The organism is Micromonospora sp. RTGN7, from assembly GCF_033804645.1.
In the GTDB taxonomy this organism is placed as follows: domain Bacteria; phylum Actinomycetota; class Actinomycetes; order Mycobacteriales; family Micromonosporaceae; genus Micromonospora.
In genome coordinates, this window is record NZ_JAPZLF010000031.1 from 1 (window position 1) to 25,364 (window position 25,364).

At 73.5% G+C, this 25,364-nt stretch carries 20 protein-coding genes; 4 read left to right on the forward strand and 16 right to left on the reverse strand.

Annotated elements, in window-relative coordinates; genetic code table 11:
* Positions 1-220: 220 nt before the first annotated feature.
* The 3 genes from SNR22_RS27835 to SNR22_RS27845 form a co-directional block, all read right to left on the reverse strand.
* Positions 221-814, reverse strand: coding sequence for a GNAT family N-acetyltransferase (locus tag SNR22_RS27835; protein ID WP_320069643.1), 594 nt, complete (start codon positions 812-814; stop codon positions 221-223).
* Positions 811-2,265 carry an APC family permease gene (locus SNR22_RS27840; RefSeq protein WP_320069681.1) on the reverse strand — a complete coding sequence of 485 codons (1,455 nt, stop codon included), beginning with the start codon at positions 2,263-2,265 and terminating at the stop codon, positions 811-813. The genes SNR22_RS27835 and SNR22_RS27840 overlap by 4 nt, the downstream gene beginning before the upstream one ends.
* A 103-nt stretch (positions 2,266-2,368) precedes the next feature.
* On the reverse strand, positions 2,369-2,995 hold the full coding sequence (locus tag SNR22_RS27845) for a GOLPH3/VPS74 family protein (protein WP_320069644.1): 627 nt from the start codon (positions 2,993-2,995) through the stop codon (positions 2,369-2,371).
* A gap of 281 nt (positions 2,996-3,276) precedes the next feature.
* On the opposite strand from SNR22_RS27845, the gene hrpB reads away from it, so the two are divergent.
* A complete protein-coding gene (hrpB, locus tag SNR22_RS27850; protein WP_320069645.1) occupies positions 3,277-5,877 on the forward strand; it encodes an ATP-dependent helicase HrpB in 2,601 nt (866 codons plus the stop codon).
* Positions 5,878-5,974: 97 nt separating this feature from the next.
* On the opposite strand, the gene SNR22_RS27855 is transcribed toward hrpB, so the two are convergent.
* Positions 5,975-6,703 carry a PP2C family protein-serine/threonine phosphatase gene (locus SNR22_RS27855; RefSeq protein WP_320069646.1) on the reverse strand — a complete coding sequence of 243 codons (729 nt, stop codon included), beginning with the start codon at positions 6,701-6,703 and terminating at the stop codon, positions 5,975-5,977.
* Positions 6,704-6,924: 221 nt separating this feature from the next.
* Between SNR22_RS27855 and SNR22_RS27860 the strand changes: the two genes are divergently transcribed.
* Positions 6,925-9,546 (forward strand): glycoside hydrolase family 9 protein, encoded by a 2,622-nt coding sequence (locus tag SNR22_RS27860; RefSeq protein WP_320069647.1) that lies wholly within the window; start codon positions 6,925-6,927, stop codon positions 9,544-9,546.
* A gap of 38 nt (positions 9,547-9,584) precedes the next feature.
* Here the strand turns inward: SNR22_RS27860 and SNR22_RS27865 are convergent, their stop codons facing one another.
* The 4 genes from SNR22_RS27865 to SNR22_RS27880 form a co-directional block, all read right to left on the reverse strand.
* Positions 9,585-11,765 carry a transglycosylase domain-containing protein gene (locus SNR22_RS27865; protein ID WP_320069648.1) on the reverse strand — a complete coding sequence of 727 codons (2,181 nt, stop codon included), beginning with the start codon at positions 11,763-11,765 and terminating at the stop codon, positions 9,585-9,587.
* Between the two features lie 189 nt (positions 11,766-11,954).
* Complete coding sequence (locus SNR22_RS27870) at positions 11,955-12,776, reverse strand: hypothetical protein (protein ID WP_320069649.1); 822 nt, start codon at positions 12,774-12,776, stop codon at positions 11,955-11,957.
* A 153-nt stretch (positions 12,777-12,929) separates the two neighbouring features.
* Positions 12,930-14,036: an SPFH domain-containing protein gene (locus SNR22_RS27875; protein ID WP_320069650.1), complete on the reverse strand. Its 1,107-nt coding sequence runs from the start codon at positions 14,034-14,036 to the stop codon at positions 12,930-12,932.
* A gap of 4 nt (positions 14,037-14,040) precedes the next feature.
* Entirely contained in the window at positions 14,041-14,514 is a 474-nt protein-coding gene (locus tag SNR22_RS27880) for an NfeD family protein (RefSeq protein ID WP_320069651.1), read from the reverse strand.
* 110 nt (positions 14,515-14,624) lie between these two features.
* On the opposite strand from SNR22_RS27880, the gene SNR22_RS27885 reads away from it, so the two are divergent.
* Positions 14,625-15,941 carry a serine hydrolase domain-containing protein gene (locus SNR22_RS27885; RefSeq protein ID WP_320069652.1) on the forward strand — a complete coding sequence of 439 codons (1,317 nt, stop codon included), beginning with the start codon at positions 14,625-14,627 and terminating at the stop codon, positions 15,939-15,941.
* Between the two features lie 138 nt (positions 15,942-16,079).
* Here SNR22_RS27885 and SNR22_RS27890 read toward each other — a convergent pair whose 3' ends face one another.
* Positions 16,080-16,895: a DUF3097 domain-containing protein gene (locus tag SNR22_RS27890; protein ID WP_320069653.1), complete on the reverse strand. Its 816-nt coding sequence runs from the start codon at positions 16,893-16,895 to the stop codon at positions 16,080-16,082.
* Positions 16,896-17,079: 184 nt separating this feature from the next.
* Here SNR22_RS27890 and SNR22_RS27895 point away from each other — a divergent pair, with 184 nt between their 5' ends.
* The gene (locus SNR22_RS27895) at positions 17,080-17,874 is read left to right on the forward strand and encodes a hypothetical protein (protein WP_320069654.1); all 795 of its coding nucleotides are present in this window, start codon (positions 17,080-17,082) and stop codon (positions 17,872-17,874) included.
* A 38-nt stretch (positions 17,875-17,912) separates the two neighbouring features.
* Here SNR22_RS27895 and SNR22_RS27900 read toward each other — a convergent pair whose 3' ends face one another.
* From SNR22_RS27900 to SNR22_RS27930, 7 genes are all read right to left on the reverse strand, one after another.
* Positions 17,913-18,692 (reverse strand): HAD-IIA family hydrolase, encoded by a 780-nt coding sequence (locus SNR22_RS27900; protein ID WP_320069655.1) that lies wholly within the window; start codon positions 18,690-18,692, stop codon positions 17,913-17,915.
* 51 nt (positions 18,693-18,743) lie between these two features.
* Positions 18,744-19,772, reverse strand: a complete 1,029-nt coding sequence (locus tag SNR22_RS27905) for a ferrochelatase (RefSeq protein WP_320069656.1) — start codon at positions 19,770-19,772, stop codon at positions 18,744-18,746.
* Positions 19,773-19,876: 104 nt separating this feature from the next.
* Complete coding sequence (gene fabI, locus SNR22_RS27910) at positions 19,877-20,650, reverse strand: enoyl-ACP reductase FabI (RefSeq protein ID WP_320069657.1); 774 nt, start codon at positions 20,648-20,650, stop codon at positions 19,877-19,879.
* Positions 20,651-20,688: 38 nt separating this feature from the next.
* Positions 20,689-21,393 (reverse strand): beta-ketoacyl-ACP reductase, encoded by a 705-nt coding sequence (locus SNR22_RS27915; protein WP_320069658.1) that lies wholly within the window; start codon positions 21,391-21,393, stop codon positions 20,689-20,691.
* A 720-nt stretch (positions 21,394-22,113) separates the two neighbouring features.
* On the reverse strand, positions 22,114-23,064 hold the full coding sequence (locus SNR22_RS27920; protein WP_320069659.1) for a VWA domain-containing protein: 951 nt from the start codon (positions 23,062-23,064) through the stop codon (positions 22,114-22,116).
* The gene (locus tag SNR22_RS27925) at positions 23,061-24,089 is read right to left on the reverse strand and encodes a DUF58 domain-containing protein (protein ID WP_320069660.1); all 1,029 of its coding nucleotides are present in this window, start codon (positions 24,087-24,089) and stop codon (positions 23,061-23,063) included. The genes SNR22_RS27920 and SNR22_RS27925 overlap by 4 nt, the downstream gene beginning before the upstream one ends.
* A complete protein-coding gene (locus tag SNR22_RS27930; protein ID WP_320069661.1) occupies positions 24,068-25,192 on the reverse strand; it encodes a MoxR family ATPase in 1,125 nt (374 codons plus the stop codon). The genes SNR22_RS27925 and SNR22_RS27930 overlap by 22 nt, the downstream gene beginning before the upstream one ends.
* Between the last annotated feature and the right edge of the window lie 172 nt (positions 25,193-25,364).

A 25,364-nucleotide genomic window follows, 5' to 3' on the forward strand; every position in this document is an offset into this window, starting at 1 on the left:
GCCGGCCCGTAGGCGTCGGCGGCCGGGACGTCGGCGCGGCCGTCGTCGGGCCTGCGGAGGTCGGGGCCACGGGTGAGGGGGTCGGCGTGATCACCGCCGGGGTCGGCGGCGGGGGGGGGGCCCCCGCCCCCCCCCCCCCGGGGAACGCCCCCCCGGGGCCCACCGCGGGGGGGGCCCTTCCCACGTTCCGGCCCCACCGCGTCGAGGCGGGCGACGCGGGTCAGACTCCCGCCGGTTCCCGCCACATCGGATAGAAGGGGGTGCCGTCCGGCAGCCGGAAGACCTCCCGCGACCGGTAGCCGTGCCGGGCATACAGATCCCGGCCCGTCTCGCTGCTCGCCTCCAGGTAGCCGGGTATCCCGTTGGCGTCCAGCCAGGCGTGGTGGTGCCGCAGCAGCGCGGAGCCGAGCCCCTGCCCCTGCCGGTCCGGCGTGACGGCGAGGAAGGCCAGGTGATGGTGGTCGGCGTGCGGGTGGTGGTCGGCGAACAGTTCGTCGAGGTGACGGAACCGCTCGGTCCACTTTCCGCAGGCCGCCGTCAGCCGGGTGTCGTAGTCCGCCGGAGGAGGAACCTCCTCGCCGCGCTGCGGAAACCAGACGGCGACCGCCGCGCGGTCCGCGGTGGCGTGCACCTGGCCGTGCGCCATCGCGTGCCCGACCAGGATCTCGAAGTCGTCGGCCAGCACGGCCTCCCGCTCCGCGGCCTCCGGCACCAGCCAGTGGGTCGCCTTCAGCACCAGGAACGCCTCGGCGATCCGCTCGGCGGCCAGCCGGGTCTCGGCCGACCCCAGGCGTTCGACGCGCACGTCGCTCACCGTCGCCCCGCCGGAACAGGCTCGGACCCGGGGCCGGGCGGCGGTACGTCCATCAGGGCCGCGCTCTCCGCGCCCAGTCCGATCCGGGCGTAGGCGTCCGGCCGTCTGCCGCGCAGCACCAGCGCCCAGTGCAGGCCGACCAGCGCTACCACCGGGTACGCCGCCGGAATGGCCCAGCGCAGCGGGGAATTGGGCGCCACGCCGAGCAGGATGGCGAAGTTGTCCACCGCCAGGATGATGATGATGATCAGTGCAACGGCGGCCAGCCCGGGGGCGATCAACCGCCGCCACAGACTCTCCTCGGCCCGGGTGCGGGCGAAGTACGCGATCACCGCGACCGAGGTGATGGCGATCAGCACCAGCACGCCGAAGCCGCCACCCGTGCCGCTGTAGTAGAAGAGCTGGAGCACCGGGTCCCAGCCGTTGGCCGCGTACAACAGGATCACCAGCAGGCCGAGGGTGCTCTGCGCCAGCGAGGCGACCCGGGGCGACCCGGTGCGCGGCGAGGTCCGCCCGAACGCCGCCGGCAGTACCCGCTCCCGGCCGAGCGCGAAGATGTACCGGGCGGTGGTGTTGTGAAACGAGATCATCGCTGCCAGCACCGAGGTCATGAAGAGCGCCTGGCCGATGGCGACGGCGGAGTCGCCGAAGTGCGCCCCGGCCAGGTTGAAGATCAGGTCGATGCTCTGCTCGCCGGCCTGCTCGGCGACCTGGTCCGGGCCGGTGGCCACGGTCATGGCCCACGACGACAGGGCGTAGATCCCGGCGATGATCGCCACCGACAGGTAGGTGGCCATCGGGACGGTGCGCTTCGGGTCCTTGCTCTCCTCGCTGAACACCACCGCGGACTCGAAGCCGACGAAGCCGGTCGCGGCGATCACCAACAGTGCGCCCGCCCCCGGAACGAGCAGGCTGTCCGGGACCAGGGCGGTGAAGCTGACCGAGCCGCCAGCCGGGTGGCTGAGCTGCCCCAGGTCGAACACCAGGATCACCACGATCTCGGCGATCAGCAGCACCGCGAGCACCATGCCGTTGACGTCCACCCGGAGCAGGCCGAGCACGGCGACCAGGGCCCAGGCGACCAGGGCCACCAGCCACCAGGCGGGGGTGACGCCGAAGAGCCGGTCCAGCACCGGCGTCGCCGCCGCCCCGATCGCGCCGTACAGCCCGACCTGGAGCGCGTTGTACGCCATCATGGCCATCCAGGCCGTGCTGATGCCGGCCGGCCGGCCCAGCCCCCGGGTGACGTACGCGTAGAACGCGCCGGCGTTCTCCACCCGGCGGGCCATCGCCACGTAGCCGACGGAGAACAGGGCGAGCACCGCGCCGACCACGAGGAAGGCCAACGGCAGGCCGGTGACGCCGGTGATGGCGTACCCGGTGGTGACCACGCCGGCCACCACCGTCAGCGGTGCGGCGGCGGACATCACGAAGAAGATCACCGCCGGCACGCCGAGCCGGCCGCGGGCCAGCGCGTCGGTGACGTTGCTCGGTCGTTCGGTTGTCACTCTGCGGGACAAGGGTGTGCTCCGGAGGGGTGAAGGGCGTCGGCCGTCAGGGCATGCCGCGCAGCACGGCGGCGCCGACGGCAGCCTCGGTGTGTGCGACGAGCTCCTTCAACGGCGGGGGTAACGCCGGGATGAGGACGCTGAGCCGGTGGTGGGCACGGGTGCCGGCGCTCCACAGCACCTCGCGGGTAAGCCCGGTGGCGGCGACCAGACCGAACAGCAGCGCGTCCGGCACGTTCGGCGGCTCCGGCCGGTCGAGCAGGGCGCGTAGCCGGGTCGCCGGCCAGGCGACCGCGTTCAGATCGATCGGGACGTAGCTCACGCTGGTGCGCAGCAGGCGGCGGCCCTCATGCCGGCGCAGCACCCCGGCCCGGGCCAGCCGCTCCGCCACCGACGTCACCGCGCTCTGCCCGAGGAAGCTCAGCCAGGTGCGGACCGCCTGGTGCTGTGGTTCGCCGATCAACTGGTCGAGGACGGTGTGCGCGAGGGCATCGGCCGGTGGGCGCCGGTCCACCACCACCACGTTCCCGGCGGTGATGGTGACCTGCCCGAAGATGACCAACTCGCCGAGGAGCCCAGCCGCCAGGCCGATGTTCGTCGCGCTGGGGTGCAGCTTCGCCTTGCCCCGGCTGTCGTTGTGAGCGATCAGATAGAACTCGTCGGCGGTGAGCAAACGAGCCTCCCGAACAGATTGTCCACAACTGGTTGACGCCGGGTGAAAGGATGCACGCCCTCTGATGACAGCGCAACTCCCAGTTTCGGCAGTCGCACTCCGTGCACATGCGACCTGCGAATCTTGCCCCGGCCGACTCGGAGGGTGATCGCCGGGCCGGCCGCCGAGGCCACCGGCCGCCGCCGAGGTATTGCTGTCGAGCTCACCCGGGCGATCGCTTGCCGGCCTCGACGCGGCATGCCTCGGTCGGCGGCTGCAGGCGTTGGTGCGACAGTAGGACGATGCTCGCCGACGTACCCCTTGACCTGCCGGTCCGACCCGCGCTGCCGGCGCTGCTCGACGCGCTGCGCGCGACCGGCGGCGCAGTCCTGGTGGCGCCCCCGGGCACCGGCAAGACCACCCTCGCGCCGCTGGCCGTGGCCGGGGCGGTCGCCGGCCGGGTGGTGATCGCCCAGCCGCGCCGGGTGGCCGCCCGCGCGGCGGCACACCGGATGGCCGCGCTGCTCGGCGAGCGGGTCGGCGACCGGGTCGGGTACGCGGTGCGCGGCGAACGCCGGGTCGGCCCGGCCACCCGCGTCGAGGTGGTCACCACCGGCCTGCTGGTGCGCCGACTGGACCACGATCCGGAGCTGCCCGGGGTCGACGCGGTGCTGCTCGACGAGTGCCACGAACGGCAACTCGACGCCGATCTGGCGCTGGCGTTCACCGTACAGGCGCGGGAGACGCTGCGCCCCGACCTGTGGCTGGCGGCCATGTCCGCGACCCCGGACGCGGGCCGGTTCGCCGCGCTGCTCGGCGCCGACGGCGTGCCGGCCCCGGTGATCCGGGCCGCCTCGGCGCTGCACCCGGTGGCCCGGGTGTGGGCCCCGCCGACTCGGCCGGTCACCCCGACCGGGACCGGCCGGGTCGATCCGGCGCTGCTGGACCATGTGGCGGCCACCGTCCGCCGGGCCCTGGCCGAGCACGACGGCGACCTGCTGGTCTTCCTCCCCGGGGTGGGCGAGATCGCCGCCGTGACCGGCCGGCTGGCCGGTCTGCGGGACTCCGTCGCGCTGTTGCCGCTGCACGGCCGACTACGCGGCGCGGAGCAGGACGCGGCGCTGCGCCCGGCCGACCGGCGGCGGGTGGTGCTGGCCACCGCCGTGGCGGAGAGCAGCCTCACCGTGCCCGGGGTCCGGGTGGTGGTGGACGCCGGGCTGGCCCGGGTGCCCCGGGTGGACCTGGCCCGGGGGCTGGGCGCGCTGATCACGGTCCCGGTGTCCCGGGCGTCGGCGACCCAGCGGGCCGGCCGGGCCGGCCGGGAGGCCCCCGGGCACGTCTACCGCTGCTGGTCGGAGGCCACCCACGCCCGGCTCGCCGCGCAGCCGGAGCCGGAGATCGCCACCGCCGACCTCACCGGGTTCGCCCTGGCGCTGGCCGCCTGGGGCGACCCGGACGGCAGCGGCCTGGCCCTGCCCGACCCGCCGCCGGTCGCCGCCATGACGGTCGCCCGGGACACCCTGACCACCCTCGGCGCCCTGGCCCCGGACGGCCGGATCACCGCCCGGGGCCGGGCGATGGCCGGCGCGGGGGCCCACCCCCGGCTGGCCCGGGCGCTGCTCGACGGTGCGCCGGTGGTCGGTGCCGACCGGGCCGCCGAGGTGGTGGCGGTGCTCGCCGAGGACACCGTCGCCGGGCCGGGCGACGACCTGGCCGCCGCCTGGCGCCGGCTGCGCACGGGCACGGACCCGGGGGCCACGGCCCGCTGGCGAGCCGAGGTACGCCGGCTGCGGGCCGCCCTGCCCGACGGGACGGGCGCGCGACGGGCGGTAGGCCACGCCGGCCCTGCCGGGCCACCACCCGGTCCCGTCGGTGACCCGCTCGGCCGCCCACCGGCCCGGGAACGGCGGGCGGGCCGGCTGCCCGACGACCTCGCGGCCGGGCTGCTGGTCGGGTTGGCGTACCCGGAGCGGCTGGCCCGCGCCCGCCGGGCCGGCGGATCGGGGTACCTGATGGCGGGCGGGACCGAGGCGGAGTTGGCCCCGGGCTCGGGGCTGGCCGGCGTGGCGTGGCTCGCGATCGCCGTGGCGGACCGCTCCCCCGGCGCGCCGACCGCCCGGGTCCGGCTGGCCGCCGGCCTGGACGAGGCGACCGCCCGCGAGGCCGGCGGTCCGCTGCTGCGCTCGGTTCGGGAGGTGGCCTGGGCCGGCGGGGACGTGGTGGCCCGGGAGGTGGTCCGGCTCGGCGCGATCGAGCTGGTCGCCCGGCCGCTGATCCGGCCGGATCCGGCGCTGGTGACCGGTGCCCTGCGCGACGGGCTGCGCCGCGCCGGCCTGACGCTGCTGACCTGGGCCCCGGCTGCACGGGCGCTGCGCGAGCGGATGGCGTTCTGCCGGCACGCCCTGGGCGCGGACTGGCCGGACGTGAGCGACGAGGCCCTGCTCGCGGGGGTGGATGAGTGGCTCGGCCCGGAGTTGGCCGCCGCCCGCCGCCGCGCCGACCTGGCCCGGGTCGACGTGGCCAGCGCGCTGCGCCGCCTACTGCCCTGGCGCCAGGCCGCCCGGCTGGACGAGCTGGCCCCGGAACGGCTCGCGGTGCCCAGCGGCTCGCGGGTACGGCTGGACTACACCGACCCGGCCGCCCCGGTCCTCGCGGTGAAGCTCCAGGAGACCTTCGGCTGGGCCGACGCGCCCCGGATCGCCGACGGGCGGGTGCCGGTGCTGTTGCACCTACTCTCCCCCGCCGGCCGGCCGGTGGCGGTCACCGCCGACCTGGCGTCGTTCTGGCGCACCGGGTACCCGCAGGTCCGCGGCGAGTTGCGCGGGCGCTACCCCCGGCACCCCTGGCCGGAGGACCCGACCACGGCGGAGCCGACCCGCCGGGCGGCGCCACGCCGCCGCTGACCCGGGCGCTGACCCGGGCGTCCACGCCGCCGCTGACCCGGGCGGTCTGCTGGGCGTCGGTCGGCGGCGTCGGGAAGGTGCGTCGGCAGCGGCCGGATCAATCCTCGTCGACCACGTCGGCGATGACGACGGTGACGTTGTCGGGGCCGCCGGCCTGCAGTGCCAGCTCGATCAGCCGCCGGGCGCACTCGTCCCGGTCGGGGTGGGCGCCGAGCGCCTCGGCGAGGGTGTCCGAACGGACCACGTTGGACAGTCCGTCACTGCACAGCAGCCATCGGTCGCCGGCCCGGGGCACCATCGTCGCGTACGCCGGGGAGACCTCCTCGCCCTGCAACGCCTGGGTGACCACGGCACGGCGGGGGTGGCTCGCGGCCTGGTCGGCGGTGATCACCCCCTGGTCGACGAGCATCTGCACGAAGGTGTCGTCCCGGGTGATCTGCTTGAGCACCCCCTCGCGGTAGAGGTAGGCGCGGGAGTCGCCGACGTGGGCCAGCGCGAGACAGCTTCCGGTACGGGCGAAGAGCAGGGCGGTCAGGGTGGTGCCCATGCCCTGCCGTTCCGGGTCTTCCCGAACCGCCTGGCTGATCCCCGCGGTCGCCAACTCGATCCCGCTCTGCAGCGCGGCGACGAGGGCGTCCTCGGGGGTAGCCAGGTCCTGGGGCCCGATCGCGTCGATCGCGATCCGACTGGCCAGGTCTCCGGCGGCCATCCCGCCCATGCCGTCTGCGACGGCGACGAGCCAGGCCCCGGCGTGCAGGGCGTCCTGGTTGCCGCTGCGGATCAGCCCGCGGTGACTCGCCCCCACAGAACGCAGCTTCAGGGTCATGGGAGGCAGCCTGCCAGTTGGAGGGTGGAGTTGTCTCTAGGAGATCGCCACGACGTCGCGTGGCGCGGGGAATCTCACCTGACGGACCCGGACCGCCGACGATCCGACCAAGCCTTATTCAGACTCTTCAATTGACATGACGGGCACCCGCTGGAAACATCGGAGCGATACTGGGAGCGCTCCCAGCTCCGGTGCAGTCTGTCCCCTCGGAAGGAACCCCCGTGACGCCATCCCGACGCCGCCGATGCCGCCTCGCAGCGCTCGCCGCGGCGACCGCCCTCGCCCTCACCGGCACCACCGCCGGCGCGGCCCACGCCGAGGTCCCCCCGGACGCCCCCGAGCAACTGAAGAACGGCGACTTCAGCGCGGGCGTCACCCCCTGGTTCTCGTACGGCACCGGCCCGCTCGGCGCCACCGACGGCCGGGGATGCGCCACCGTCAGTGGCGGGCTGGCCAACCCCTGGGACGCCGGCATCGGCCAGGACGCCGTCCCGTTGACCGCCGGCGCCGAGTACCAGCTCTCCTTCGACATCTCCGCCACCCCCGGGGCGAACGTCCGGGCCGTGCTCCAACTCGGCGCCGCCCCCTACACGCAGTATGCGAGCGTGGACGCCGCCGCCACCAGCGGCAGCCAGCACTTCGCCACGACGTTCACCGCCGGCGAGGACAACCCGGCCGCACAGCTGATCTTCCAGGTCGGCGGGGCCGCCATCGAGCAGACGGTCTGCCTGGACAACGTCTCGCTGCGCGGCGGCGAGCCGCCCGAGCCGTACGAGCCGGACACCGGCCCCCGGGTACGGGTGAACCAGGTCGGCTACCTGCCCGGCGGCCCCAAGAACGCCACCGTGGTCACCGAGACCGCCGCCCCGCTCGGCTGGCAGCTCCGCTCCGCCACCGGCGCAGTGGTGGCCAGCGGGCGCAGCACCCCACGCGGGGTCGACGAGGCCTCCGGGCAGAACGTGCAGAACGTCGACTTCTCCGCCTACCGCACCCCGGGCAGCGGCTACACCCTCGTCGCCGACGGCGAGACCAGCCACCCGTTCGACATCTCCGGCGCCCTCTACGACCAACTGCGCAGCGACGCCCTCCAGTTCTTCTACATCCAGCGCAGCGGCATCGCCATCGACGGCGGCCTGGTCGGCGACGAGTACGCGCGCCCCGCCGGCCACCTCGGCGTCGCCCCCAACCAGGGCGACACCAGCGTGCCCTGCCAGCCGGGGGTCTGCGACTACTCCCTCGACGTGCGCGGCGGCTGGTACGACGCCGGCGACCACGGCAAGTACGTCGTCAACGGCGGCATCGCCACGTACCAACTGCTGAACACCTTCGAGCGGACCAAGACGGCGGCCACGGCCGACGGCGGCGCCGGCCTCGCCGACGGCACCCTACGGGTGCCCGAGCGCGGCAACGCGGTGCCGGACATCCTCGACGAGGCCCGCTGGGAGTTGGAGTTCCTGCTGCGCATGCAGGTGCCGGCCGGCAAGCCGCTGGCCGGGATGGTCCACCACAAGATCCACGACAAGAACTGGACCGGCCTGCCGCTCGACCCGGCCGACGACCCACAGCCGCGCGAGCTGCACCCGCCGTCCACGGCCGCCACCCTCAACCTGGCCGCCGTCGCCGCCCAGTGCGCCCGGCTCTTCGCCCCCTACGACGCGGCGTTCGCCACCCGCTGCGGCACCGCCGCGCGGACGGCGTACGCAGCGGCGAAGGCCCACCCGGCGGTCTACGCCAGCCCGGCCGACGCCACCGGCGGCGGCGCGTACGACGACACCGACGTCAGCGACGAGTTCTACTGGGCCGCCGCCGAGCTGTACCTGAGCACCGGCGGGACCGGGTACCTGACCGACCTGAGCGCCTCGCGGCACCACACCGGCGCGGTCTTCGGCGACCAGGGCTTCGGCTGGCAGGGCGTCGCCGCGCTGGGCCGCCTCGACCTGGCCACCGTGCCCAGCGGCCTGCCCACCGCCGACCGCAACCGGGTCCGCGCCTCGGTCACCGCCGCCGCCGACCGCTACCTGCAGATCCTGCGCGGCCAGGCGTACGGGCTGCCGATGCCGGGCCACGCGAACAGCTACTTCTGGGGCGCCAACGGCAACATCGCCAACAACGCGGTCGTGCTGGCCACCGCCTTCGACCTGACCCGGGACGCGACATACCGCGACGGAGCGGTGCAGGCGGCGGACTACCTCCTCGGCCGCAACGCGCTCAACATCTCGTACGTGACCGGCTGGGGCGAGCATGCCGCGCAGAACCAGCACAGCCGGATGTACGGCCACCAGTTCGACCCGACGCTGCCGAACCCGCCCGCCGGCTCGCTCGCCGGTGGCGCGAACGCCGCCCTCCAGGACCCCTTCTCGGCGAACCTGCTGGCCGGCTGCGAGCCGATGTTCTGCTACGTCGACGACATCAACTCGTACTCGACGAACGAGGTGGCCATCAACTGGAACTCGGCGCTGGCCTGGCTGGCCTCGTTCCTCGCCGACCAGGACGACGCGGCGGCCGTCCCCGCACCGACCTGCGCCGTGTCGTACACCAACTACGGCGCCTGGTCCGACGGCACGGGATTCACCGCTCAGGTGACCATCCGCAACACCGGCGCCGCCACGGTGAACGGCTGGACCGCCCGCTTCGCCTTCACCGGCGACCAGAAGGTGCGCGAGGCGTGGATGGCGAAGGTGACCCAGACCGGTGCCACGGTCACCGCCCGAAACGAGTCGTACAACGCCCGGATCACCCCGGGTGGCAGCGCCACCTTCGGCTTCAACGCCACCACCACCGGCGGCCCGAACCCCGCCCCCACCCTCATCACCCTCAACGGCACCCCCTGCACCCACCCATAACCCACCCACCCCCACCCCACCTCCACAGATCGCGCAGCTCAGCCGCGACTGCGGTCGGGACGGCGGGGTGGGTTTGGGGGGAGGGAGGGTTGGGTGGGGGTGGGGCGCAGGGTGGGGCGGTGTACCTCGCCGGCCAGCTCTCGGGTGGGCGGGGTGAAGGCGCGTACGGGTTGGCCGTTGACGGCGGTGCGGATGGTCCGGGCCACCGCGTCGATCACCTTCGCCTGCACGGCCGAGCCGACCGAGTCGCTCGGGTCGTCCGGGTTGGCGGCGATGCCGGCTACCGCGATCTGCGGGGTGAAGCCGACGAAGGTCTCGGTGGCGTTCTTCTCCGAGCTGCCGGTCTTGCCGGCAACCGGGCGGCCGACGATCCGGTCCACGGCGGTCGCGGTGCCGCCGTCGCACTGGTCGTACGTGGTCTGCTGGCCGACGGGGCAACGGGCGGCGTCGGTGGCGGCCCGGGCCACGTCGGTGTCGAGCACCTTGCGGCAGGACGGGTCGCCGACCGGAACCTTGTCGCCGTCGGCGGTGGTCACCGAGATCACCGGCAGCGGGGCGCAGTACGTCCCCTCTGCGGCCACCGCCGCGTAGGCGCCTGCCAGGTCGAGCGGGGTGGTGGCGGCCACGCCGAGGGTGAACGATCCCCAGTTGGCGGCATTGTCCGCCGCGAAGGCGGCGTCGGAGTCGGCCCGGAAGGTGATGCCGAGGCGCTGGGCCATCTCCACGACCTTCGCCGGGCCGACCTGCTCGGCCAGCCAGACGAAGTACGTGTTCACCGAGCGGCCGAAGCCGTCCCACATGGTGCGGTAGCCGTCCATCCACGCCGGGTTGGCGTTCGCCGGGCACCACCTGCCGTCGCAGCTGCCCTCGCCCTCGGCGGCGTACCGGGTGGACAACCGGCTGGGCGCGTCGAAGCCGGTGGCCAACTGCTTGCCGTTCTCCAGCGCGGCGAGCATGGTGAACAGCTTGAACGTCGACCCGGCCTGATAGCCGTCGACACCGCCGCCGCCGGAGATCAGCGAGTTCACCGTGTTGGGGTGGTTGGCCTGCCCGTCGGGGTTCTCCTCGAGGCTGTAGTGCCGGTTGACCGCCATGGCGAGCACCCGGCCGGTGCCGGGCTGCACCGCCGCGATCGGCAGGGCGCGCTTGTTGTCGTACCCGTACACGGCGGTGACCTGCTGGTGCGCGGTGGCCTGGATCTTCGGGTCCAGGGAGGTGACCACGGTGTAGCCGCCCCGGCGCAGCGCCTGCTCGCGCTCGGAGACGGTCTCGCCGAAGGCCGGCTGGGTGAGCCACCACTGGCGCAGGTAGTCGCAGAAGAAACCCCAGTCGTCGTGGCCGTCGGCTACCGCGGTGCAGCCGTTGGGCTGCTGGGTGGGGCGCAGGGCCAGCTTCTCGGCCCGGGCCGTCGCGGCCTGCTCGGCGGTGATCGCGCCGGTGGCGACCATCGCGTCGAGCACGTACCAGCGCCGGTCCAGCGCCGCGTCCGCGTCCCCGTCGATCGGGCTGTACGCCTCCGGGGACTGGACCAGGCCGGCGAGCAGGGCCGCCTCGGAGAGCGTCAGCTCGGCCGGGGACTTGGCGAAGTAGCGCTGGCTGGCCGCGGCGATGCCGTACGCGCCGGAGCCGAAGTAGGCGATGTTGAGGTAGCCGTTGAGGATCTCGTCCTTGCTGAGCCGCTGCTCCAGCGCCGTGGCGTACCGGATCTCCTGGAGTTTGCGCCCGACGGTCTGCTCGGTGGCCGCCTGCCGCTCTTCGGCGCTGCGGTTCGGGTCGGTCTTGAGCACGTTGCGGACGTACTGCATGGTCAGCGTGGAGCCACCCTGCTCGGTGCCGCCGCCGGTGACGTTCGCGACCAGGGCGCGGGCCAGGCCGCGCAGATCGGTGCCGCCGTGCGAGTAGAACCGCCGGTCCTCGGCCGCCACGATGGCCTGGCGCATCACCGGGGCGATCTCGGCCAACGGCACGTCGGTGCGGTTGACGTCGTAGAACGTGGTGATCAGCGTCGTGCCGTCGTTGGCGTAGAGGTACGAGCGCTGCGGGGTCACCGGGGTCCGCAGCGCCTCCGGCAGCGTGGCGTACGACCCGACGGCCGACTTCGCGGCGTAGCCGAGCAGCAGGTTGGCCGGCAGTGCCGCCACCGCGAGGGTGAGTCCGGCGAGCAGGCCGGCGAGCAGCACGGTGAACAGCCGCGACAGGGGGGATCGGGGTAGCGGCATGGAGCCAAGGATTGCTACGAAAGCCGCGATCCGGCCACCCCGGAGGGTGATTGTCAGCTAATTCACCACGCCCTGCCAGGCACTTCCCCGCTCGGGCGGCAGGATCCGGGACGAACCTCGCGATCGACCGCCGGAGTCAGCCTGCGGGGTCTCAGCCTGCGGGGGCCAGGGCGATGGGCCAGGCGCGGGTCAACCGGCGGCGAGCGGGCCGCTGCCGGAGCCCGGGGTCGTGCCGCCACCCGGGGCCGTGGCGGCGGTGGCGACGCTGGCGCTGGCCGCGTCCCGGGCGATCGCGGCGGGGACCAGGCGGCCGGAGCGGTACCCGATGCCGATCCCGGCGATCAGCACGAAGATCGCCCCGAAGGTCTGCAACGACCCGATCACTGCACCGCCGATGCCCAGCAACGGTGCGGCGATCATCAGCATCGTGCCGTCGCCGATGCTGAACATGCCGGAGCGGGCCACCGCCCAGCCGGTGAGCAGCCAGCCGGCGGTGTAGCAGGTGGCCCCGACCAGCACGAGGGTACGGGCCGTGGTGCCGAAGACCGGGGCCTGCTCGGTCAGCCCGGCGAAGGGCAGCATGAGCACGGTGCCGGCGATGCTGGCCAGCAGCCCGGCGACGGCCACCCGGCGGCTGCGGGTGGCCGCGAGCAGACCGGTGAGGGCCAGCAGGGCGAGCAGCCCGAGCCAGACGGCGGCGACCCAGCCGACCAGGTAGAGCTGCCCCCCGTCGGCCGGGTAAGGGTCATTGCCCACCCCGCCGGCGCTGGCCATCGCGACCAGGCCGTACAGGACCGCGTATGCCGGCAGCAGCCAGACGGCCGCGCGGCCGAAGCGGCGCAGTGACCAGGCCCAGGTCGCGTTGGTCGCCGGGGCGCCGGGCGTGGGCTCGGAGACGAACGGCAGCACCCCGAACCCGCCCCCGGTGCGCCGGGTGCCGAGCGGCCCGTCCGGGTCGTGCGCGCCGGGCGTGGGAGCGGCGGAGCGGTTCCTGTTCGTGGGATCCTTCATGCGTCACCTCGCTGCGCTGGTCGGCGGGGCCGGACGCGCCGCGGCGCCCCGGCTCCTGGTCACCACCGGCCCTCAGGACCGATCGTGTCAGGTGCCGGAGCGCCACATGAGGATTATTCGCATTCCTGCCCGGCCCTCTCGGCCGGCCGGCCGTCAGCCGCGTTCGCGCTGGTCGACCTGGTCGTTCAGCAGGCTCCCCGGGGAGACCGGCTCCGGGGCCGGCAGCCCACGCGGGACATTTCCGCCGGTGGCCTGCGCCTCGGCGACGCGTACCTCGTCGTTGATCTGCTGGGCGGCGGCGGCCGCGGCCTGGGCGGCCTCGGCAGCCTCCCGCTCGACGGCGCTCGCGTGCTCGGCCGCCTCGGGCGCCGGCTGGTCGCCGACCATCTGGCTCAGCCCGCCCAGGGCGCCGCCCATCCCCTCCAGTGCCTTGGTCAGCTCGGCCGGGATGATCCAGACCTTGTTGGCCGTGCCGTTGGCGATCTGCGGCAGCGCCTGGAGGTACTGGTAGGCGAGCACCTTCTGGCTCGGGTTCGACTGGTGGATCGCGTCGAAGACCGTCCGGATGGCCTTCGCCTGGCCCTCGGCCTGGAGAATCCGGGCCTGCCGGTCACCGTCGGCGCGCAGCACTGCGGACTGCTTGTCGCCCTCGGCGGTGAGGATCTGCGACTGCTTGTGGCCCTCGGCGGTCAGGATCGCCGCCCGGCGGTCCCGCTCGGCGCGCATCTGCTTCTCCATCGAGTCGCGGATGCTGGCCGGCGGCTCGATCGCCTTGATCTCCACCCGGGTGACCTTGATGCCCCACCGGCCGGTGGTCTCGTCCAGCACGCCCGAGAGGTGCCGGTTGATCTCCTCCCGGCTGGTCAGCGCCCGCTCCAGGTCCAGCGAGCCGATCACGTTACGCAGCGTGGTGACGGTGAGCTGCTCGATGGCCTGAAGGAAGTTCGAGATCTCGTACGTCGCCCGGGCCGCGTCGATGACCTTGAAGTAGAGCACCGTGTCGATTGAGACCACCAGGTTGTCCGAGGTGATCACCGGCTGGGGCGGGAAGCTGACCACCTGCTCCCGCATGTCGACCTTGGTGCGAACCGCGTCGATGAACGGGACCAGCAGGTTCAGGCCGGGGTTCAGGGTGCGCTTGTACTTGCCCAGCCGCTCCACCACGTCCTGGCGCTGCTGCGGCACGATCTGCACCGCCTTGAACAGGGTCACCACGACGATCAACGCTATGGCGACAAACAGCACCGTCAGAATTTCCATACCCTTACCCTCTCGCTTCGGGCAACTCACCCGCGGTGGAAAAGTCGTCATCCCAGACCAGGGCCGTCGCGCCCTGGACCTTTATCACCCGCACCCGCCGCCCGGGGACGAAGCTCTGCGTCACGTCGTACGACCGGGCGCTCCACATCTCGCCGCCGATCTTGACGAGGCCACGCTCGGCGTCGACCTGCTCCAGCACCACCGCGGTGGATCCCTCGATCGCCTCCACCCCGAACGACTGCTCGGCACTGGCCTCGCCGGAGCGGGCGTGCCGGCGGATCGCCGGCCGGGCCACCACCACGGTGAGCGCGGAGACCACCGCGAACACCCCCGCCTGCACGGCGGTCGGTGCGCCCAGGGCCGCTGCCCCGGCGGCGGCGAACGCGCCGATCGAGAACATGATCAGGAACAGCGTCGTCGTGAAGATCTCGGCGACCGCCAACACCACACCCAGCACGATCCAGAAAACCGCGTCCACCCACCAAGAGTGACACGTAAAAGCACGCGCAGCCCCTTTGCAAGATCAGTACGCTCGGCGGCAGCCGCCCGCGAGGGTGCCGACCCCGTCCCGCGAACCCTGGAGGAGCCGTGTCACTGCCACCCGAAACCATCCGAGAGGTCGACACCGCGGTCGCCAGGGCACAGTCCGTCGGGCGTACCCCGTCGCTCGTGCTCGGCGTGGTGCGTGACGGTGAGTTGGCCCACGTCGCCGCCGCAGGCGAGCATCCCCGCCCGAATGCCGACCTGCAGTACCGGCTCGGCTCGATCTCCAAGACGATGACCGCGGTGCTGATCATGCAGCAGCGCGACGCCGGCACGCTGGCCCTGCACGACCCCCTCGAGGCCCACCTGCCCGGCACCGGGGTCGGCACGCTCACCCTGCGCCAACTCCTCGGCCACGCCAGTGGCCTCCAGCGCGAGCCCGACGGCCCCTGGTGGGAGCGGGCCGAGGTCGGCGACCTGGCGTCCGTGCTGGCCGGCGTGGGCGAGCACAAGATCGCCTACCCGCCGCACCGGGTCTACCACTACTCCAACCTGGCGTACGGGCTGCTCGGCGGGGTGCTGGAGGCGGTCACCGGTACGAGCTGGTTCGACCTACTCCGGGAGCGGATCCTGGAGCCGCTGGGCCTGACCCGCACCACCTACCAGGCCACCGAGCCGTTCGCCCGGGGATACGTGGTGCACCCGTGGCACGAGACGCTGCGGGAGGAGCCGCGCACCGACACCGGCGCGATGGCCCCGGCCGGACAGCTCTGGTCGACGATCACCGACCTCGGCCGCTGGGCGGCGTTCCTGGCCGACCCCGACCCGGCCGTACTCGCCCCGCAGACGCTCACCGAGATGTGCGTGCCGGTGGCGATCAGCGACCTCGACTCGTGGACCAGCGGGCACGGCCTCGGCGTCGAGCTGTTCCGGGTCGGCGACCGGGTGTATCTCGGCCACGGCGGTTCAATGCCCGGGTACGTCGCCGGGCTGGCCGTGCACCGCCCCACCCGCACCGCCGTGGTCGGCTTCGCCAACTCGTACGGCCTGCGGGTCGGCCACCTCGGCGGCCTCGGCCGGGAGGTACTCACCACCGTCCTGGACTCGTGGGGAGACCCGGTCACGCCGTGGCGCCCGACCGACGCCCTGCCCCCGGCCGAGCTGGCCGAGCTGACCGGCCGCTGGTGGTGGATGGGCTCGGAGTTCGAGTTCCGCGCCGACGCCGCCACCGGCGAACTGGAGGCCGGCCCGATCGGCAACCCGATCATGCGGTTCACCCAGGAGGGCCCGGACCGCTGGCGGGGCCGCTCGGGCCCGGAGGACGGCGAAATCCTCACCGTGCTCCGAAGCGCCGCCGGCGACCCGGTCGCTCTCGACATGGCCACCTTCATCCTCACCCGCACCCCAACCGAACACCCCTAACCCCGCCCCCGCCCCCGGGGATCCCGGTGCCGGCAAATTCACGGAAAGCGTGGCTATTCCTCGTCGAATAGCCACGCTTTCCGTGCGCGGCCGGAGTGGGTGGGGGGTGGGAGTGGGTGGGGTGGGAGTGGGTGGGGGTTAGGGGTGGGGGGCGGTTACGAAGTCGATCAGTCGTTCCATTGCGTTGATCAGGGGGGTCTCCACGTCGGCGAAGGTGTTCACCCGGGACAGGACGAGGCGCCACATGTCGGCCGGCTCGGCCACCCCGAGGGCCGCGCAGACCCCTTCCTTCCACGGCCGCCCCGGCGGCACCACCGGCCACGCCGCGATGCCCAGCGCGGCCGGCTTGACGGCCTGCCACACGTCCACGTACGGATGACCCGTGACCAGCACGTGCGGGGAGTTCACCCGGGCCACGATCCGGCTCTCCTTCGAGCCGGGCACCAGGTGGTCGACCAGCACGCCGAGCCGCCGGTCCGGACCGGGAGCGAAGGCGTGCACCTCCGTGGCGAGCTCGTCGATGCCGTCCAGCGGCTCCACCACCACGCCTTCGACGCGCAGGTCGTCGCCCCAGATTCGCTCGACGAGGGCGGCGTCGTGCACGCCCTCGACCCAGATCCGGCTGGCCTTGGCGACCTGGGCGCGTACGCCGGCGACGGCGATCGAGCCGGAGGCGGTGCGCCGGCGGGCGGCCGGCACCGGGGCGCGGGTCGGCCGACGCAGCGTCACGGGCTCCCCGTCGCGCAGGAACGCCGCCGGCAACAGCGGAAAGTTGCGCCGCCGGCCGTGCCGGTCCTCCAGCACCACCGCGCCGGACTCGAAGCCGACGACCGCACCGCAGAACCCGGAGTCGGCGTCCTCGACCACGAGATCGGGCTCGGCGTCCACCTCGGGCACGACCTTGCGCCGCCGCCAGTCCCCCGCCAACACGTCCTCGCCGTAACGCCCCACCATCCCACCACGCTAACCCCGGCCCCGCCCGCCAGCGCGTCAGCCGCGCCGATCATGGAGCCGTGGTGCCCCGGGAAAGGGGCACGAGCGGAATACCCGGCCACCACGATTCCATGATCGGATCGATGGCGGACCGGGCGAGCGGCAGTCGAGACAGGGATGGGGCGTAGGACGTACCCTCTTCTGCATGTCCTCCCCCGCAACGGGCGCGGTCACGATCACGCCGCACCGGTCGAGCCGGTTCGTCGCCTGGGTGCGCGCGTGGCGTGCCGGTCTCGTGCCGTTCGACGAGGTCGCCGAGGAGATCGCCGGCGACGAGGAGCACCTCGTCGCGGACGCCCCCGGCACCTGGACCGACGTTTCGCTGCGCGACGCGCTGCCCACCCTGGCGAAGCTCTCCCCGGACGAGATCCGGCTGGTGCTGCCCGCGCCCGGCGACCCCCGGGGGCTGCCCGGTCCGGGCGACTTCGCCGGCACCGCGATGGTCACCGGCGAGGCGGTCGTGGCCGGCGGCCTCGGGCTGATCCCGCAGGTCCGCTCGCACACCTCCGGCTCGGGGATGACCTGGGAGACGGTGCTCTGGCGGTGTTACCCCCTGCCCGCCGACGCACCGGCCGCCTCGCTGATCTCGCCGGGGGCGGCCGAGGCGGAGGCCGAGCTGGCCAGCGCGCTCGCCGAGACCACCGCGGCGCTGACCCGGCTCGACGTGGCCCAGTGGCGGCCGGAGTTGGCCGGCGCGCTGGCTGCGCTGCGTCGGCCCGACGGCACCACCGACCTGCCGCCGGGCTTCGACCCCCGGTCGCGGCGGCTGTTCGCCCGCGCCGCCGTGCTCGACCGGGTGCTCGCGCTGGCCGGGCACGGTGCGCCGGGCGGGGCGATCAACAACTACGAGGCCCAGCAGCGCGACGCCGCGCTGCGCCCACTCACCACCGCCTGCCGGCAGGCCCTGGTCGCCGCCTGCAACGCACCGCTGCGCCCCTGACCCCGCCCGGTGGGTGGGTGTGACGTGGCGGCGGCGGGTCAGATCTCGTCCATCAGATCGGCGACGGAGTCGACGATTCGGGACGGGCGGTACGGGTAGCGCTCGGTCTCGATCCTGGTGCTGATCCCGGTCAGCACCAGGATCGTCTCCAACCCGGCCTCCAACCCGCAGAGGATGTCGGTGTCCATCCGGTCGCCGATCATGGCGGTCGTCTCGGAGTGCGCGTCGATGGTGTTCAGCGCCGAGCGCATCATCATCGGGTTGGGCTTGCCGATGAAGTACGGCTGCACGCCGGTCGCCTTCGAGATCATCGCCGCGACCGAGCCGGCGGCCGGCAACGCGCCCTCGACCGACGGGCCGGTCACGTCGGGGTTGGTGCAGATGAACCGGGCCCCCTCGTTGATCAGTCGGACCGCCTTGGTGATCGCCTCGAAGCTGTAGGTCCGGGTCTCCCCGAGCACCACGTAGTCGGGCGCGAAGTCAGTGAGCACGTAGCCGACCGCGTGCAGCGCCGTGGTCAGCCCGGCCTCCCCGATCGCGTACGCGGTGCCGCCCGGACGCTGGTCGGCGAGGAACTGGGCGGTGGCCAGCGCCGAGGTCCAGATGGCCTGCTCGGGCACCTCGAAGCCCATCCGGGTGAGCCGGGCCCGCAGGTCCCGTGGGGTGTAGATGGAGTTGTTGGTCAGCACCAGAAACGGCGTATCGGACGACCGTAGCCGGTTGATGAACTCGGGGGCGCCGGGCACCGGCTGCCCCTCGTGCACCAGCACGCCGTCCATGTCGGTCAGCCAGCTCTCCACCGGCTTGCGCTCACGCATTCGTCGCCCCAGGCATCGAAAGCCGGACCGTAGCAGGGCGGGCGGCGGCGGTCACGGGCGGCGGGCCGGTACGCAGCACACCGTCGGGCAGGTGTCCCACAGCGGCAGCTCGCCGAGACGGCGGCGAAGGCGTTCCCCGCCCGGCTCGGTGCGCTCGGCGACCAGTTCGCGCACCATGGCCACGAAGCGCGGGTCGGTGCCCGGGGTGCCGGCGCGGGCGAAGTCCAGCCCGACCCGGCGGGCCGTCTCCAGCGCCTCGGTGTCGAGGTCCCACACCACCTCGAGGTGGTCGGAGACGAAGCCGATCGGGCTGAGCACGACGGAGGTGGTGCCGGCCTCGGCGAGGGCGGTGAGGTGGTCGTTGACGTCCGGTTCCAGCCACGGCATCTGGGGCGGGCCGGAGCGGCTCTGCCACACCAGGTCGTACGGGAGGTCGGGGGCGGCGGCCGCGTGCACCAGCCGGGCGACCTCCGCCAACTGTGCGGTGTACCGGCCGCCGTGCGGGCCTGCGGCGGCCGCCGCCGAGATGGGGACGGAGTGGGCGGTGAAGACCAGCCGGGTGGTGGCCCGTTTCGCCGGGTCGAGTCGGCCAAGCGCGGCCCGCACCGCATCGGCGTGCGGCTCGACGAACCCCGGGTGGTCCCAGAACTGGCGCAGCTTCTCGATCACCGGCGCGTCCGGGCCGACCGCCGCGCGGGCCTTCGCGATGTCCTCCTGATATTGCCGGCAGGAGGAGTAGCCGCCGTAGGCGCTGGTGACGAACGCGAGGGCGTTGGTGACCCCGTCGTCGCGCATCCGGGCCACGGTGTCGGCGAGCATCGGGTCCCAGTTGCGGTTGCCCCAGTAGACCGGCAGGTCGACCCCGTGGGCGGCGAAGTCGTCCCGGACGGCGGCGAGCAGGTCCCGGCACTGCTGGTTGATCGGGGAGACCCCACCGAAGTGCAGGTAGTGCTCGACGACCTCCGCCAGCCGCTCCGGGGGCACGCCCCGCCCCCGGGTCACGTTCTGGAGGAAGGGCAGCACGTCCTCGGGCCGCTCGGGCCCGCCGAAGGAGACCAGCACCAACGCGTCGTACACCATGGGTCCATTCTTCCCCGCCCGCCGGTCGGCGGGGGCGACGCCCCCTGGTACGGGTGTCGAGAGGGGCCCCTGCTACGCCCTGGGCGTCGGCGAGGGGCCGCCGCTCATCGCGAGGCGCCGATGGCGTGGTATCCGCCGTCGACGTGGACGATCTCGCCGGTGGTGGCGGGGAACCAGTCCGAGAGCAGGGCCAGGCAGGCGCGGGCGGCCGGCTCCTGGTCGCTCAGGCTCCACTTCAGCGGGGCCTGCTCGGCCCAGGCGTTCTCGAACCTCTCGAAGCCGGGGATCGACTTCGCGGCCATGGTACGCAGCGGCCCGGCGGCGACCAGGTTGCTGCGGATGCCCCGCTCGCCCAGGTGCATCGCGAGGTAGCGGGAAGTGGACTCCAGACCGGCCTTCGCCACGCCCATCCAGTCGTAGACCGGCCACGCCTTGGTGGCGTCGAAGGTGAGGCCGACCACCGCGCCGCCCGGCGACATCAGCGGCAGTGCCGCCATGGCGAGGGACTTATAGGAGTACGTGGAGACTTGCAGAGCGGTGGCCACGTCCTCCCACGGCGCGTCGAGGAACCCGCCGCCGAGGCAGCTCTTCGGGGCGAAGCCGATCGAGTGCACGACCCCGTCCAGGCCGTCGACGTGCTCGCGGACCTTGTCGGCCAGCCCGGCGAGGTGTTCGGTGTCGGTCACGTCCAGCTCGATGATCGGGGCCGGCTCGGGCAGCCGCCGGGCGATCCGCTCGACCAGGGAGAGCCGGCCGTAGCCGGTGAGCACGACCTGCGCGCCGTTCTCCTGGGCGAGCTTCGCCACGGAGAAGGCGATCGAGGCGTCGGTGATGACGCCGGTGACCAGCAGCCGCTTACCGGCCAGCAGTCCGGACATGTGGGTGTTCCTCCGTTGAGTCGGTGCGATGGGGAGCGTCAGTGGCCCATGCCCATGCCGCCGTCGACCGGGATCACGGCGCCGGAGATGTAGCCGGAGGCGTCCGAGGCCAGCCAGGTGACCGCCTCGGCGACCTCCTCGGGCGCGGCGAGCCGGCCGGCGGGGATGGACTTGAGGATCGCGGTCCTGCGGTCCTCGGGCAGGGCGGCGGTCATGTCGGTGGCGATGAAGCCGGGGGCGACGACGTTGGCGGTGATGTTGCGCCCGGCCAGCTCCCGGGTCAGCGAGCGGGCCATGCCCACCAGGCCGGCCTTGCTCGCCGCGTAGTTGACCTGGCCGGGGCCGCCGTAGAGGCCGACCACCGAGGAGATGAAGATGATCCGGCCCCACTTGGCCCGGAGCATCTTCTTCGACGCGCGCTTGGCGCAGCGGAACGAGCCGGTGAGGTTGGTGTCCACCACCCGGGTGAACTGCTCCTCGGACATCCGCATGATCAGCGTGTCGTCGGTGATGCCGGCGTTGGCCACCAGCACCTCCACCGGGCCCAGTTCGGCCTCGATCGTGGCGAAGGCCGCGTCGACGGAGTCGGAGTCGGTCACGTCGCAGGCGACCCCGAAGAACCCCTCGGGTGCGCTGCCGCTACGGTGCGTCACCGCGACCCGGTCGCCCTGCTTGGCGAACGCCTGGGCGATGGCCAGGCCGATCCCCCGGTTGCCGCCGGTCACCAGCACGGTACGGGCCACGGGTCCCCCTCTGCTCTACCGATCCACGTCGCTGGGGAGCCTAGGCGTTACCGGCAGGTAAGGGCGAACGCGGGGGCGCGTGGCGCGGTGACCGCCGTCGGCCGTACCCCGGGCCTGCGACGATGCGTGGTGCCGGTGGACCGGTCCGGCGGCTCGGGAACGGCCCACAACCCTTACCCGGGGCCGGATCCCGGGATTTCCCGGCCGGCCCGCCGAGTACGGGCCTCGCGAGGGCCGGGTGTACGCTGATCCGCGTTCCGGCCAGGTCGACCGTAGGAGGTGATCGCTGTGCGAGATAGCGATCCTCCCAGTCGTGGCCGGGCCGAACGTCAGCCCCGCTGAGCCACGACTCAGCAGGTGAGCTGACCCAGCTCCGCTCCCCCGCACCGCCCGCCCCTCGGCCACCAGCCGGGGCGGCGAGCCGGCCGCGCCGTCCCGTCAGGACGGGGAGGGGGCACCCCGGTCACGACTTCGTGTGTGCGCCCCGCCTCCCCTCGCGGTTACCGCGCCAGCGCGGACCGTCCAGTCGCCACCGGAGCCTTCCCATGAGCCGTTACGTCGCCCCGCTGGGTTTCACCCTCGCCGCCGTCTGGGTGGCCGTCATCTTCGTGCTGGCCGGCAGCGGTCACTGATCGCGGGCGCCCGATGCCCGGCGGAATGCGCGTCGCCCCGCCACCCGTGGAGGGTGCCGGGGCGACGCGGGCGCGCGACAAGCAGCCGTCAGAGCAGCCGGGACGACCAGAGCAGGCTGGTGGCGCCCGCGCACAGGGCCAGCAGCAGGGCGATGCCCGCGTACCACTGGGTGACCTCGCGGGGCTCGGTGCGGAACCCGATCGAGCTGCCCATGTCCTGGTAGACCTTCTTGAGCTCGCTGACCGAGGCGGCCTCGTAGAAGTACCCCTTGGTGGTCTCCGCCAGCTCGGCCAGCGCCATCCGGTCCACCGGCACCCGCTGGAGCTGGCCGCCGATGTCGACCTGCCCGGTGTCCGTGCCGAACGCGATCGTGGAGACGGGCACGTTGGCCGCCTGGGCGCCGGCCGCCGCCTCCTCCACCGACCGCCCCGAGGTGCGGAACCCGTCGGAGAGCAGCACGATCCGGGCCGGCGGGATGCCCGCCGCGCCGTCGGCCGGCACCGACCGGATCGCCTCCAGGCAGGTGAAGACCGCCTCGCCGGTCGCGGTCGCCTCGGCCAGCACCAACCCGTCGATCGCGCCGGTCACCGCGCCCCGATCCTTGGTGGGTGACACCAGCACGTTCGCGGACTTGGCGAACGACACCAGGCCGAGGTTGTAGGTCTCCGGAAGCTCCGCGACGAACTGCTTGGCCGCCTCCTGAGCGGCCTCCAGCCGGTTCGGGGCCACGTCGTCGGCCTGCATGGAGAGCGACACGTCGATGGCGAGCATGACGGTGGCCCGTTCCAGCGGCTCCTTGGTGTCCATCGCCGGCCGGGCCAGGGCGGTGCCGAGCACCAGCAGGCTGAGCAGGAACGCCACGGCCGACACGTGCCGCCGCCAGCCCAACCCCTTCGGCGCGAGCGTGCGCAGCAGGTCCACGTTGGTGAACCGCATCGCGTACGCCCGGCGGTGCAGTTGCCGCCACCCGTACAGCGCGGCGAGGGCGAGCACCGGCAGCACGGCCAGCAGCCACCACGGTTGCAGAAAACGGATCATCGTGTCGTCCCCCGGGTGCGGGCGTGCCGCTGGGCGGCGACGAAGCGCACCATGTCGAGCAGCCAGTCGGTGTCGGTGCGCAGGCGCAGGTGGGCCGCGCCCGCCGCGCGGAGCTGGGCGGAGATCTCCGCGCGCTGGGCGGTGGCCGCCTCGGCGTACCGCCGGCGCAGCCGCGGGTCGGCGGTCTGCACCTCGTGCAGCTCACCGGTCTCCGGGTCGACCACCGGCAGCACCCCGACGTCGGGCAGCTCCAACTCACGCGGGTCGACCACCTCGATCGCCAGCAGGTCGTGCCGGACCCGCAGCTTGCGCATCGGCCGCGCCCACTGCTGTGGCGGCGCGAGAAAGTCGGAGATCACCACCGCGACGCCGCGCCGCCGGGGCGGCCGGTTGAGCATGTCCACCAGCGCGCCCAGGTCGCTGCGCCCGGCCCGGATCTCGGTGCCCGCGATCGCCCGCAGCAGCCCCTGCGCCTCCTTGCGCCCGGACCGGGCCGGCAGCCGGACCAGCCGGCCCGGGCCGGCCGGCGGTGGCGCCCCCCGCCCGCGCCCGGCCGGGGTGGCCGGGGCCGCGCCGCTGCCGACCACCGCCCCGATCCGGTTGCCACCACGCACGGTGAGGTGGGTCAGGGCGGCGGCCGCGGCGACCACCACGTCCCGCTTCAGCCAACGGCCGGTGCCGAAGTCGAGGCTCGCGGAGAGGTCCACCGCGAGCCACGTCTCCAGCTCCCGGTCGGCGACGGTGCGCCGTACGTGCGGCGTCGTCGTGCGCGCGGTCACCGGCCAGTCCATCCGGCGTACGTCGTCGCCGGGGCGGTACTCGCGCGACTCCCCCGCCTCGCTGCCCGGGCCGGGCAGCAGGCCGGCGTAGTCGCCCTGGAGCAGGCCGTCGAGCTTGCGGGTGACCATCAGCTGGAGCCGGGACAGCAGCGCGTCGCTGCGGGAAGCAACGGCCGGTGACGGTGACCACCGCGTACCCCGGGAGGGATGAGGGGTGGGTGAGGTCACGGCCGCTGCCCGGGCCATCCTGCGCCGGCCGCCGGCAGGCCGTTCGGGGTGGCCTGCTGGCGTGGCGTCACCGACGGCATCGGGATCGTCGACATCACCCGGTGCACCACGTGGTCGGCCGACACGTCGTCGGCCAGTGCGTCATAGCTGAGCACCAGCCGGTGGCGCAGGATGTCCGGCGCGATGTCCTGCACGTCCTGCGGCAGGGCGTAGTCGCGGCCGCGCAGCAGCGCCAGCGCCCGGGTGGCCCGGACCAGGCCGAGCGAGGCCCGTGGGCTGGCGCCGTACTGGATCAGCTGCGCGACGTCGGGCATGCCGTGTTCGGCGGGGGCACGGGTGGCCAGCACCAGCCGGACCGCGTAGTCGACCAGCGCGTTGTGCACGAAGACCTGGTCGGCCTTGCGCTGGAGGGCGATCAGCTCCGGGGTGTCGAAGACCCGCGCCGGCGTCGGCGGGGACACGCCCATCCGGTAGACGATCTCCCGCTCCTCGGCGTCGGTCGGATAGCCGACCACGATCTTCATCAGGAAGCGGTCCCGCTGCGCCTCCGGCAGCGGGTAGACGCCCTCCTGCTCGATCGGGTTCTGGGTGGCCATCACGAGGAACGGCTCAGGCACCCGGTGGGTCTGGCCGCCGATGGAGACCTGCCGCTCGCTCATCACCTCCAGCAGGGCCGACTGCACCTTGGCCGGGGCGCGGTTGATCTCGTCGGCGAGCAGGAAGTTGACGAAGACCGGCCCCAGCTCGACGTCGAACTTCTCGGTGGACTGCCGGTAGATCCGGGTGCCCATGATGTCGGCCGGGACCAGGTCCGGGGTGAACTGCACCCGGGCGAAGGAGCCGCCGACGACCTTCGCCAGGGTTTCCACGGCGAGGGTCTTCGCCACGCCGGGCACCCCCTCCAGCAGGCAGTGCCCCCGGGCGAGCAGTGCCACGAACATCCGCTCGACCATCCGGTCCTGGCCGACGATCACCCGCTTGATCTCGAACAGCGCCCGCTCCAGCAGCGTCGCGTCCTGGGCCGGGGTGGTCGTCGGCGTCGGTGGTGCCGGCGGGGACGGGGGTGTGTCCGGCGCGCTGCCGTTCGGCGTCGGGGTGTCGGGCGTGGTCGGCTGGGCCACCGGTCCTCCACAGCATGATCGGTTGTCGCGACGTGATGCGTACCAAGACTCGCATGCCTCGCTGAGAGCCGAGGCGGGGAGAAGCCCTTTTCCGCCACGCCGTCCGACCGCTCCGAATCGCCGATCACGGGTTTACACCAGGGGGGCCGGCGTGTGTACGATTCACCCCGTC

What these genes read in the sequence shown, in the direction of transcription:
- hrpB (WP_320069645.1), top strand. Translation starts at nt 3,277, where the DNA reads ATGCTCGCCGACGTACCCCTTGACCTGCCGGTCCGACCCGCGCTGCCG.
- SNR22_RS27855 (WP_320069646.1), bottom strand. Translation starts at nt 6,703, where the DNA reads ATGACCCTGAAGCTGCGTTCTGTGGGGGCGAGTCACCGCGGGCTGATC.
- SNR22_RS27865 (WP_320069648.1), bottom strand. Translation starts at nt 11,765, where the DNA reads ATGCCGCTACCCCGATCCCCCCTGTCGCGGCTGTTCACCGTGCTGCTC.
- SNR22_RS27870 (WP_320069649.1), bottom strand. Translation starts at nt 12,776, where the DNA reads ATGAAGGATCCCACGAACAGGAACCGCTCCGCCGCTCCCACGCCCGGC.
- SNR22_RS27875 (WP_320069650.1), bottom strand. Translation starts at nt 14,036, where the DNA reads ATGGAAATTCTGACGGTGCTGTTTGTCGCCATAGCGTTGATCGTCGTG.
- SNR22_RS27890 (WP_320069653.1), bottom strand. Translation starts at nt 16,895, where the DNA reads ATGGTGGGGCGTTACGGCGAGGACGTGTTGGCGGGGGACTGGCGGCGG.
- SNR22_RS27895 (WP_320069654.1), top strand. Translation starts at nt 17,080, where the DNA reads ATGTCCTCCCCCGCAACGGGCGCGGTCACGATCACGCCGCACCGGTCG.
- SNR22_RS27900 (WP_320069655.1), bottom strand. Translation starts at nt 18,692, where the DNA reads ATGCGTGAGCGCAAGCCGGTGGAGAGCTGGCTGACCGACATGGACGGC.
- SNR22_RS27905 (WP_320069656.1), bottom strand. Translation starts at nt 19,772, where the DNA reads ATGGTGTACGACGCGTTGGTGCTGGTCTCCTTCGGCGGGCCCGAGCGG.
- fabI (WP_320069657.1), bottom strand. Translation starts at nt 20,650, where the DNA reads ATGTCCGGACTGCTGGCCGGTAAGCGGCTGCTGGTCACCGGCGTCATC.
- SNR22_RS27920 (WP_320069659.1), bottom strand. Translation starts at nt 23,064, where the DNA reads ATGATCCGTTTTCTGCAACCGTGGTGGCTGCTGGCCGTGCTGCCGGTG.
- SNR22_RS27925 (WP_320069660.1), bottom strand. Translation starts at nt 24,089, where the DNA reads ATGGCCCGGGCAGCGGCCGTGACCTCACCCACCCCTCATCCCTCCCGG.